The sequence below is a fragment of the Chryseobacterium sp. Marseille-Q8038 genome (genome assembly GCF_965111995.1).
The window spans coordinates 2,971,167-2,982,608 of record NZ_CBCOPN010000001.1; the positions used below are offsets into that span (position 1 = coordinate 2,971,167).

Annotated in this window: 8 protein-coding genes; 3 read left to right on the top strand and 5 right to left on the bottom strand. The window is 35.2% G+C overall.

Features of this window, described 5'->3' with window-relative positions; translation table 11 throughout:
• The first annotated feature begins 56 nt into the window (after positions 1-56).
• Complete coding sequence (gene uvrC / locus ACWPWS_RS13885; RefSeq protein ID WP_209786022.1) at positions 57-1,850, top strand: excinuclease ABC subunit UvrC; 1,794 nt, start codon at positions 57-59, stop codon at positions 1,848-1,850.
• 394 nt (positions 1,851-2,244) lie between these two features.
• Here the strand turns inward: uvrC and ACWPWS_RS13890 are convergent, their stop codons facing one another.
• From ACWPWS_RS13890 to ACWPWS_RS13905, 4 genes are all read right to left on the bottom strand, one after another.
• Positions 2,245-5,109, bottom strand: a complete 2,865-nt coding sequence (locus tag ACWPWS_RS13890) for a T9SS type A sorting domain-containing protein (protein WP_454046873.1) — start codon at positions 5,107-5,109, stop codon at positions 2,245-2,247.
• A gap of 76 nt (positions 5,110-5,185) precedes the next feature.
• Entirely contained in the window at positions 5,186-5,929 is a 744-nt protein-coding gene (locus ACWPWS_RS13895; protein ID WP_454046874.1) for a hypothetical protein, read from the bottom strand.
• An 11-nt stretch (positions 5,930-5,940) separates the two neighbouring features.
• Entirely contained in the window at positions 5,941-7,023 is a 1,083-nt protein-coding gene (locus tag ACWPWS_RS13900) for a putative type IX sorting system protein PorV2 (protein ID WP_454046875.1), read from the bottom strand.
• A 13-nt stretch (positions 7,024-7,036) separates the two neighbouring features.
• Positions 7,037-7,915, bottom strand: coding sequence for a DMT family transporter (locus ACWPWS_RS13905; protein WP_209786026.1), 879 nt, complete (start codon positions 7,913-7,915; stop codon positions 7,037-7,039).
• Between the two features lie 170 nt (positions 7,916-8,085).
• On the opposite strand from ACWPWS_RS13905, the gene ACWPWS_RS13910 reads away from it, so the two are divergent.
• Together ACWPWS_RS13910 and ACWPWS_RS13915 are read left to right on the top strand one after the other, a co-directional pair.
• Positions 8,086-8,607, top strand: a complete 522-nt coding sequence (locus tag ACWPWS_RS13910) for a GNAT family N-acetyltransferase (protein WP_454046876.1) — start codon at positions 8,086-8,088, stop codon at positions 8,605-8,607.
• A gap of 285 nt (positions 8,608-8,892) precedes the next feature.
• A complete protein-coding gene (locus tag ACWPWS_RS13915) occupies positions 8,893-10,521 on the top strand; it encodes an acyl-CoA carboxylase subunit beta (RefSeq protein WP_209786028.1) in 1,629 nt (542 codons plus the stop codon).
• Positions 10,522-10,604: 83 nt separating this feature from the next.
• Here the strand turns inward: ACWPWS_RS13915 and ACWPWS_RS13920 are convergent, their stop codons facing one another.
• Entirely contained in the window at positions 10,605-10,802 is a 198-nt protein-coding gene (locus ACWPWS_RS13920; protein ID WP_149835059.1) for a hypothetical protein, read from the bottom strand.
• Between the last annotated feature and the right edge of the window lie 640 nt (positions 10,803-11,442).

Below are 11,442 nucleotides of genomic sequence, written 5' to 3' on the forward strand. Positions count from 1 at the left end.
GATTCATCTGCAGGTTTTTCTTTTTTAAATAGGGAAAGTTTCCTTAATTTTGTTATATGAATCCTTCTTTAGAACTACAGCTCAAAACCTTACCATCCGAACCCGGCGTTTATCGTTATTATGATAAGAATGAACAGCTTTTGTATGTTGGGAAAGCTAAAAATCTTAAAAAAAGGGTTCTTTCCTACTTCAATAAAAATCTTTCCGGATACAGAATCAAAATAATGGTCAGCAAGATCCAGCGACTGGAAACAACCATTGTAAACAGTGAATATGATGCGCTTTTATTGGAAAACAACCTGATTAAGGAGCATCAGCCGTTTTATAATGTCATGCTGAAGGATGATAAAACTTATCCATGGATTTGTATTAAAAATGAAGATTTTCCAAGAATTTTCCTGACAAGAAATGTCATTAAAGACGGATCGGAATATTACGGTCCCTATGCAAAGGTGCGCCCTGCAAAGATTTTATTAGACACAATCAAACATATTTACAAGCTCAGAACCTGTAACCTGAATCTTTCTCCAGCCAAGATTGCAGAAGGAAAATACAAGGTCTGCCTGGAGTATCATATTAAAAACTGTGAAGGACCATGCGAAGATCTGGAAAGTAAGGAAGAGTATGATGAAAAAATAGATGCTATCCGCGGGATTATCAAAGGAGATTTCCGGAAAGCAAAAGATTATCTGGTGAATCAGATGATGAAACTGGCTTCCAATCTTCAGTTTGAACAAGCTCAGATTATTAAGGAAAGACTGGACATTCTTGAGGATTATCAGGCTAAAAATACGGTAGTGAATCCGAATATTGATGATGTGGATGTTTTTGGGATGACCAGTGATGAAACGGCTGCTTATGTCAATTTCTTTAAAATCAGAAATGGAAATATTATCCAGAGTTTTACTACTGAGATCAAAAAGATTCTTGAAGAAACGGATGAAGATATTCTGGAAGAAGCATTAATAGAAATCCGTCAGAAGTTTTCTTCTGATTCTAAAGAAGTCCTTTTACCCTTCCATTTGTCTGTAGAAATCCCGAATGTAAAATTGATTGTTCCTAAAGTAGGAGATAAGAAAAGAATTGTAGAGCTTTCTGAAAAGAATGCTAAAGAATATCGTCTGGAAAAGCTGAAACAGGTTCAGATTATAGATCCTGAAAGACATACCAACAGAATCATGGCCGAGATGCAGAAACTTCTGAGAATGCCTGTAGAGCCAAGACATATTGAAGGTTTTGATAACTCAAACATTCAGGGAACGAATCCTGTGTCAGCTTGTGTTGTTTTCAAAGATGGAAGACCTAGCAAGGCAGATTACAGAATTTTCCATCCGAAAACAGTGGAAGGACCGAACGATTTTGCAACTATGGAAGAAGTGATCTACCGCCGTTATAAAAGGATGCTTGATGAAGGTGAAGATCTTCCTCAGCTGATTCTGATTGATGGAGGAAAGGGGCAGCTGTCTTCTGCTGTAAAAAGCCTGAGGCTACTAGGACTTTATGGCAAGATTACCATTGTAGGTATTGCCAAAAGACTGGAAGAAATTTTCTTCCCTGAAGATTCTATTCCTTTATATCTTGATAAAAAATCTGAAACGTTGAAAATCCTTCAGCGTGTCCGTGACGAAGCTCACCGATTCGGGGTAAAACACCACAGAACAAGAAGGAAAAATTCTACTATAAAATCTGAGTTGGAAGAAATTCCCGGTGTGGGAGAAAAAACTATTGAACTGCTTCTGTCTAAACTAAAGTCTGTAAAACGTATCAAGGAAGCCAATCTGGAAACTCTGGAGGAAATTTTAGGAAAAAGTAAGGCTAAAGTAATTTGGGAGTTTTTTAATGCCCCTTGATGATATTTGTAATCCGACAGTTAAATTTTCACAAATAAAACCTACTATTTTTACAATATTTTATATTCATTTCCTATTTTCTCATTTAGGGACAAACATCAACAATTCCTTTAACACAAAGAAAACACAATAATAAAAAACGTTAAAAAAATAAATATTTTGCTAACAAATAGTATTATATGTGTTTTTTTCATAAATTAGTAATATCAACTAATAACAATAATACTGTGAAAATTTTTCTCTTTTTGTAAATCTTTTTCACATTCTCATTTAGCATTTGAATACTCAGGTTACCTCCCTCTTTGTAGGAAACTATGTTCAAATTTTCAAAAAATGAAAAACACATCAACATATATATTATAAAAGGCTCTTTTTCAAGAGCCTTTTACATGTATTATTTTTTTATAATCTTACCCAAATATTCTCCTTTATCTGTTTTTAACTTAACAAAATATACTCCTGATGGAAGTTCTGCTACATTAATATTTTTATGATTATCGATAATATTCTTCACAAGCTTTCCGGAGGCATCAAAAATTTTCACGTTTTCTATTTTAGAATTTTCTTTCAGTTTTATTGAAAAATATTCTGAAACAGGATTAGGATAAATCTGCAGATCTGCATTTTCTTTTTTAATCTCTGCGCCGGATATTTCATGGGTTGCCAGATAAACAGGCAGTGAATCAGTCACTATATACAATTCACTTCCATGTTCTTTCGTATTAATGGTCAGAAATAATTTTTCACCATCTGTTCCCATTTTTTGAATATTTTCATTAACCAACAGCTGACTATCATCGTTTGTCACGAAAATATCTATCGGAGAAGTTGAAACACCGTCACTTTTCCATACCTTTTGGGAATCTCCATTAAGAAAGTAAAGATAATTGTTGGCACACGTCATATCTTTCACTGAAGAAAAATTTTGGGACAAATCAGATGTGCCATTTGCCGTTCCATCTGTTTTCCACAACTGTGTACTATTGTTATTGGTAAAAAATAACTGATTTCCACATTTTTTAAATTTTACATCACCCAAAAAGTTTCCCGCTAATATCTGTTCTGTCCCTGCAACTGTTCCATCTGTAGAATGCAGCGCTGGGGAAGGATAACCTGCAGTGACATAAAAAAGCTTATTATTAAATATTATTGTTTCTCTCGCAATACTTGAAGAGCCATAAGGAGCAGCGTAAGATTTCAGTAATATAGCAGATGCCTGATCACCGTTTGAAATCCAAAGTTCGTTTTGCCCGGAGCTGTAATTCGCAGGAGTATTTTCCTGTTGTTTTGTAAAGAATAATTTATTATTAAAAGCATTCAGTACCTTAATATCTCCATCTGTACCATCCTGATAGGAGAACTGTACTACCTTTTGGGTATTGGCTTCAGTAGCATCTGTTTTCCAGATCCCCAATTTTCCATTATCTTTTGCCACAAAATAAGCAAAACCATTCAGTATTGCAGTTTTTGAATCTACGGAATAAAGACTTCCCATATTATCCTGGGAAATATCTTTGACCATACTAACAGTATTGGAAGTATTATCAATCTTCCAAAGTTCAGTTCCTACCACATTATTATATCCGGCAAAAAGCAATGTATTATCATTCAAGCTGGTATACGGTACCCTGCTGGTAATATTGGGGGATGATATTGACAAAGTATTGGCTTCTGTACCATCTGTTTTGTAAGCTGCTTCGGGAGTATAAAGATAGTTTCCTACTTTAATGAAATTATCATTAAAGTCACTGCCCATACCTATAAACGAATTTCCTCCAAAGCTGGATATTCTCTCAATCTGCTGTGTGATTTTATTTCTCTTATAAATCTGGCTGTTATACTGTCTGTCTGTTGCAATGAAAATAAGATCATCATTCAGTACCTGAAATGCATGAGGCAAAGAACTTTCAAATCTACTGATGTCCGAAGCTATCGCAGTCTGATGGGTCACCGGATTTAGTGAAAATAGTTCAGTGCCATATTTTGGGGTATTTCCGGTAAGATAAATTTTAGAATTCAGGTCTACAAAACTATTATTATTTGGCATTCCAAGTCCTGTAATTTCAAAACTTTGTGAAGAATTTCCATTCACTACCCAATATCTGTTTCCATAATTAGCCATCGTAAGAATCAAATGATTACTATCTGAACTATTCCCATGAATCAAAGCTCCTGCGTGCGTATTGAAGAGAACAGTTCCGGCTTCTGTACCATCTGTTTCCCAGATATAATTACCATACGCTGCGTTAACACCGTTGGCACTACTTTCAAAGAATATTTTGTTATTATATTTTACAAATTTCTTCATTGCCATAGAACTTGTAGCTCCAGGAATTAGATTTTTCAACAGATAAGTTCCTGCCGTTGTTCCGTCAGAAACCCATGGTTCATAGCCATTTGCTGCATCAAATCCTGTAAAAACAAAATAATCATCAACAGCAGCACCTTCCAGCTGCGGATAACCTACAGATTTTATGGATACTGTTCCCGCTTCTGTTCCATCTGTTGAATATAATTCATATCCCGCTGTTCCTGTTCCAAGATTAACAACGAAGTATAGTTTATTTTTAAAGATCAGTGCTTTAAAATCGCCATTAATACTTCCACCCGCATTGGGAACAATATCCTTTAATAAAGATGTTCCGGCAATGGTTCCATCTGATTTCCATATCTCTTTTCCGTGTGTGCCATCATCTGCTGCCAGGAACAAAGTATTATTCATGGTATACATTTTTACATCACCGGAATATTGAAATGTTTTTAATAGCTGCAGGCTATCTGTAACGGTATTGTAAGACCAAAGTTCATTGTGGTGGTAGAAAAAGATATTATTTCCAACCGCAGCATTTGCAGCTACCGAAAACTCAAAATTCAGATCTTTTACCTTGGATGTTCCTACTGGGGTTCCGTCTGTAACCCAAAGCTGATTATTGGACGAACTATTGCTTTGTACAGCAATAAAGTAAATTTTATTATTGAGCCTCATAAAAGACGGATCTCCCGCCATCCCAATACTGTATCCCGGAAAAACATTCTTCAGCAGAATTGATTTTTGAGTACCCGGATCAAAGCTCCACAGTTCCCTTCCTTCCTCTGTAGACTTGGTGGCTGTGAAAAGAATATGATTATTGAATTTTATAAAATTATCAGGATCACTGGAAGCTCCAAAATTAATTTCGTTTAATTGGGTATTAAATACACTTTGTGCGCTCGAAAATACTGACAGTATTGCCAATATAGAAATGTAAACTTTTTTCATAGCTATTAGTTAAAATAAATCCTTAATTCTAAAAAGTTATGAATTAAGGATAATATTTTTTTATTATTGATGTAAATTATTTTGCTGTAAAAACTTCTTTGGAATATCTTCCGTCAGTCTGTGGAATATCGATCACAATATTTCCATTTTCAAAATATCCGATGGTTGTATTTCCATCAGCCAATTTTACAATAAAAACAGAATTCTTAGAAGTTGTTTTAAAAACAGCAAATGGAACAGAGCTGCCAGACTTTGCCAAAATAAACTGATTGGAATCAATCTGTATTTTCTGAAGATCCATTTTCCCGTTTGAGTAATTATTGGCTTCAGGGGTTACTGTAGATCCTACAGACGCTACAGGTTCAGGAGATGTGTGCTGAGCAGTATTATTAGATGCTGGTAATAGCGCAACCGGATTGGAAACCGGTACTTTCATCAAAGCCTCTCTTAAAGCATCCTGCAATCCTTCTTCAAATTCTTTAATTCTTGACCCTCCTTTAGATTCCAGAATCATATTATTATTACAATCCTTAAACTGGAGTATTACTTTATTTTTAAATAGATTTTTATCATTAAGGAGATCAGCAGTAACCACGTTACAGAAATTACCTTTAGCTTCTGAAGGCCAGTTATCTTTAATGACAGGAAGGACTATGTACTTTTTCCCGGTCAAAGCTTTAGTCAAAAAACCTTTCAAACCATAATCCTCCCCAAATGTTTCGAATTTTTCAGGAACTGCAACATATTTGTAATCTGAAATCTTTTGTGCGAAAGCAATTGTTGAACATACTGCCAACATCAGCATTGATAACTTTTTCATTTTTTTAAATTTTAATCGTTTCTGAATGCTCCCATATCCAGTTTCAATGAGAAGAAGTTAGAATAGAAATTAGATCCGCCTATCCCGGAATTCGTAATCGCATAATCCAGTGTAAGCCCTCTGTATCTGATTCCAAGACCTGCACTTGGCTGGAAAGAAACTTTTCTTTTAAGATCTTCTATATCTGTAATAGACTGGAATCTGTTAATCCCTAATCTTACAAAAATCATTTTCTGATACCCTAGTTCAGCTCCGGCATACGGGCTGATACTTGCAAAATCTGTGGAGATCAATGATGCTGTCTTTGCAAAATCCACATTCAAACCTGCCTCCGGTAAGACGTATACACTGCTATTGATTTCGAATAATTTGCTGGCACCCACATTAAGTTTAGGCATGGTAAGTTCCAGTTTATCTTTTGGGGCAGGGTTGAACTCTTCTCCGTTTACAACAGTAGAAAGTTCTTTCTGGTTAATTGTCCAGAAGTTTACCGTAGTGGTAATATCTCTCATCATACCTCCGAACTTCCATCCGTTATCAGCTTTATAAGTAGCTCCCACATCAAAACCGAATCCATAGCCATTTGCAAATTTACCCACATTCCTGTAGACAATCTTTGCATTTACTCCCACATCCAGTTTAGGGTTTCCACCAGGCCTGAATGCATAAGAAAGAATGGCTGCATAATCGGATTGAGAGAATTTTGTGATTTTATCATAATCAATATTCCCTTCAGAATCGATCATTTGGGTTGTATTCAAAATATTATCTACTCCAAGTCTTACCACAGAAACACCAAAAACACCTTCTTCAAGCACTTTTGCGTATGCCAGATAATCATATTTTGCGATAGACTCAAAGTACTCAGCGTGCATTGCTGCTCCTTGCCAGTCTCTTTCAATAGACATTAAACCTGCAGGGTTCCACATGGGAGAATATACATCATCCTGATTGGTGATTACTGCCCCTCCCATTGCAAGTCCTCTTGCTCCGGCTCCGATATTTAAAAATTCATTGGAATATTTCCTGATAATCTGAGATTGAGAAAGCCCAAACAGCAGTGAAAATGCAAGTAAAAAATATTTTTTCATCATATAAATTTGATGCTTAGTTTAAGTTTTTAGTTTTTCTGGCTTTAATTAATCCATTTACAATGATTGCCAGTATCATAACACCTGAAGCCACATAAAATATAGGGCTCATATGTTCTGATTCCCCAAAGATAAAAAAAGCTAGTATAATTCCGTAAACAGGTTCTAAATTAACTGTTAAAATTAAAGTAAAGGGTGATATATATTTCATTAAATTCACCGATTCCAGCATGGGAAAAGCGGTAAAAACACTGGCTAACAAGCATATTAACGCCAAATCCCGGTAGTTTATTTCATTCATTTGAAAAATTTGCCCCGAAAGCAAATAAAATACCATTAAAATGAACCAACCACAGAATATTTCATAAAAAATAATGTTTCCTGAACTTGTTTTACCAAACATTTTACCATTAAAAACCGAAAAAATTGTTCCAAATACTGCGCAAAGAATTCCATAAATAATACCCTCTTTGAAATGAAACTCGGTCTTAAAGATTAATAATATACAGGCAACGATAACCGTTCCCATCACCACTTCCGATACATCAATTTTTCTTTTGAAAATAATAGGTTCCAGAATGGAGGCAAAAAGTGTGGATAATGAAAGACAGCTCAATGCAATGGAAACATTCGAGACTTTAATAGAGTAAAAGAAACAGTACCAATGGAGCGCCATAGCCAAACCTATTGCTGCCAGTTGAAAAAATATCTTTTTTGAAACTTTTATACTATCCTTCTTAAAAACCCGGATAAATACAAAAAGAAAAATAGAAGCAAACAACATTCTGTAAAACACAAGAATCTGTGCATTGGCATGAATCAATTTTCCTAAAATTGCGGTGAACCCCCACAAAAATACAATTAAGTGTAACCTGAAAAGCGCCAATTTATGCATAACCTATCTCCTTAGAATTTTTAACGTGCAAATTTACAAATACGCTTTTATAAATCTTACAAAAAATATAAATTTACATTAATAAAAAGATGATAAATAAAGTTTTTAATAGTTTTTCACCTAATACAGACCCTTTTCTATTCATTTAATCAAAACATCAGAATTACAATATGATATTAAGTCCAACTATTGAAATCAAAACAAAACGTCTGGTCTTACGGCCTGTTAAAGACTTATACATAGATGATATCTTAGAACATTTTACCAATGAGGTTACCAGATACATGCCTTTTGACCCGCAAGGTAGCAGACAGGATATAATCACTTTTGTTAATGAATCAAAAAGAACTTTATTACAAAACACAGATCTGGTAATGGTTGCCCTGGACTCTGATGGTGATTTTGAAGGATGTTGTGGTATCCATAATATAACAAAAGAATCTGTTGAGCTTGGTCTATGGTTAAAAAAGAGTTCTCAAGGAAAAGGACTGGGAACTGAAATCATAAAAGCCCTCATAGAGTTTCTGGAAAAGAATTTCACTTTTAAGTATATTTTATATCCTGTAGATGAAGAAAATATAGCCAGCAGAAAAATTCCGGAAAAATTAGGTTTTATTCCTGCTAAAAAATATAAAAAAAACAAGAATCATCTTATGGACCTGAATATTGTAGAATATAGAAAGTATTACTAATTATTGCACACACAGTAATAAAAAAACCCTGAAAATTTGTTAAACTTTCAGGGCCTTCAAATAATAAACTATTAAAAAAATAAACTAGGAACTTAGAGTATTTTGCAGAGAATATCACCTCTGTTACTCTAGTGTAAAGTTAGAAAAAATATAAATTATTTAAAAATATTTTTTAGTTAAAAAATTCACAATTTACTAGAAACCAAATAATTAAACATCTGTTTTACTTCCAATTCATATTCCTCATAAAAATAGTATCTTTAAGCGTAAAAAATTGAAAATTTTATGGACATCGAATTCAATAAACGAGAAGATCAGAACAGATTAAAATTATCTGAAATAAATCGCTTACTCACTGAAATCAAAAAAGGAGGCGGTGAGAAGAGGCTTCAAAAGCTTCGTGATGAAGGAAAAATGACAGCAAGAGAAAGAGTGGATTATCTTCTCGATAAAGATTCAGATTCTATAGAAGTAGGTGCATTTGCAGGCTTTGAGATGTATAAAGAACATGGAGGATGTCCTAGCGGAGGAGTTGTAGTAGTGATAGGTTATGTTTCCGGGAGACAATGTATCATTGTTGCCAATGATGCTTCTGTAAAAGCCGGAGCGTGGTTTCCTATCACAGGAAAGAAAAATCTGAGAGCACAGGAAATTGCTATGGAAAACAAACTTCCTATCATTTACTTGGTAGACTCAGCTGGTGTTTACCTTCCTATGCAGGATGAGATTTTCCCGGATAAAGAGCATTTCGGAAGAATTTTCAGAAATAATGCCAAAATGAGTTCTATGGGAATCATCCAGATTTCTGCCGTTATGGGCAGCTGTGTGGCTGGAGGAGCTTATCTTCCCATTATGAGTGATGAAGCCATGATTGTAGATAAAACAGGCTCTATTTTCCTTGCCGGGAGCTACCTGGTAAAGGCCGCTATCGGGGAAAGTATTGACAATGAAACATTGGGTGGTGCTACTACTCACTGCTCTATTTCAGGAGTAACAGATTATAAAGCGAAAGATGATAAAGATGCTTTGAATAGAATCAAAAACATCATGAAATCTCTTGGGACAACTGAAAAAGCTGGTTTTGACAGAATAGAAAGTTTCCCTCCCAAAGAAAACCCTGAAAACATTTTCGGAATTATGCCGGTTTCCAGAGCTGAGCAATATGATACTTACGAAATTATCAAATGTATTGTGGATAACTCTGAATATGAAGAATACAAACCAGACTACGGTAAAAGTATTATCTGTGCAACGGCAAGAGTTGACGGGTGGTCTGTAGGGATTGTAGCCAACCAGAGAAAATTGGTTAAAAGTGGAAAAGGAGAAATGCAGTTTGGAGGCGTAATCTACTCAGATTCTGCAGATAAAGCAACACGTTTCATTGCCAACTGCAATCAAAGAAAGATCCCTTTAATTTTCTTACAGGATGTTACCGGATTCATGGTAGGTTCCAAATCAGAGCACGGAGGAATCATTAAAGACGGAGCTAAAATGGTAAACGCAGTTTCCAATTCTGTAGTTCCTAAATTCACCATCATTACAGGAAACTCTTACGGAGCAGGAAACTATGCTATGTGTGGTAAAGCCTATGATCCTAGATTAATTGTAGCATGGCCTTGGGCTGATCTGGCTGTAATGGGAGGTGCGCAGGCCGCAAAAGTGCTTGCTCAGATCCAGGAATCAACATTGAAAAAACAAGGAAAGGAAATATCTGAAGAAGAGCACAATGAGATTCTGGATACGATTTCTAAGAAATATCAGAAACAAACTGAATCTACCTATGCAGCAGCAAGATTATGGACAGATGCTATTATTAACCCTGTGGATACAAGAAAATGGATCTCTATGGGTATTGAAGCTGCCAACAATTCTCCCATCACTGAGAAATTCAACTTAGGAGTAATTCAGGTCTGATTACAATACATTTATAAAATAAACACGGCTATTTCTGTTTGAGATAGCCGTATTTTTATTTATACCTTTAAGTTATAGGAATATTAGTTTCCATATTCTTCTTTACAAAATTCTATAGGGCCGCCCAGCCTCATACAGCATTGATATTTGCTCAAACAAATTCCATTAGGCCATCCCGGAGGATAACACATTCCAAATGCCGGATCATCCGGGCAACCTGGGCCACCGCTTCCTTTAAGTGATTTTAAACTCTCTCTTGAAATCTTTACCAGATTTTTCATAGTTATTTAGTTTTTGATATTTCCTACTCTATTATAGCTTTTCGGATTACGCTTTTCTAATATACCATTTTATTCAACATCCTGTGAAATTTAATGAGAAATTTCCATCTTAGATTTGAATTATACCTAATAAGATTTATATACACGATAATAATGGAATAGCGAGAAAATACTTTAACAAATTTCAGGAGCCTTCTCCCGCTATCCATTCATACTCCTCGCACCTGCACGCTCCCACGCTCCACCCCTTCAACTCTCCCACGCAAGCTGCGGGGTAACCATTGCTATCGGGGCTAGGAGGACATTAATGATGAATGATAAGTGATGAATGATGAGTTTCGGGATCCTATTTAAGAATGATCAGTTTTATATCGTAAGATTTAATAGTTCCGATTATGTCATTCCGTAGGAATCTAGCCAGATTTATTAGGTCTAAAAAATTCAAAGGATAAACTACAGAATTTTAAATGGATTGTATAGACTTCTACGGAGTGACAATATTGTTGGTAATGATGAGTAATGGGTAATGGGTAATAAGTAATGATAGCATACGTTGGATATTATTCATTGCTGATTACTTATTACTCATTATTGATTATTTATGTTGGGTTGGGATTTGTCAGGGTAAGCAGGTAGCTAT

What these genes read in the sequence shown, in the direction of transcription:
- uvrC (WP_209786022.1), top strand. Translation starts at nt 57, where the DNA reads ATGAATCCTTCTTTAGAACTACAGCTCAAAACCTTACCATCCGAACCC.
- ACWPWS_RS13890 (WP_454046873.1), bottom strand. Translation starts at nt 5,109, where the DNA reads ATGAAAAAAGTTTACATTTCTATATTGGCAATACTGTCAGTATTTTCG.
- ACWPWS_RS13895 (WP_454046874.1), bottom strand. Translation starts at nt 5,929, where the DNA reads ATGAAAAAGTTATCAATGCTGATGTTGGCAGTATGTTCAACAATTGCT.
- ACWPWS_RS13900 (WP_454046875.1), bottom strand. Translation starts at nt 7,023, where the DNA reads ATGATGAAAAAATATTTTTTACTTGCATTTTCACTGCTGTTTGGGCTT.
- ACWPWS_RS13905 (WP_209786026.1), bottom strand. Translation starts at nt 7,915, where the DNA reads ATGCATAAATTGGCGCTTTTCAGGTTACACTTAATTGTATTTTTGTGG.
- ACWPWS_RS13910 (WP_454046876.1), top strand. Translation starts at nt 8,086, where the DNA reads ATGATATTAAGTCCAACTATTGAAATCAAAACAAAACGTCTGGTCTTA.
- ACWPWS_RS13915 (WP_209786028.1), top strand. Translation starts at nt 8,893, where the DNA reads ATGGACATCGAATTCAATAAACGAGAAGATCAGAACAGATTAAAATTA.
- ACWPWS_RS13920 (WP_149835059.1), bottom strand. Translation starts at nt 10,802, where the DNA reads ATGAAAAATCTGGTAAAGATTTCAAGAGAGAGTTTAAAATCACTTAAA.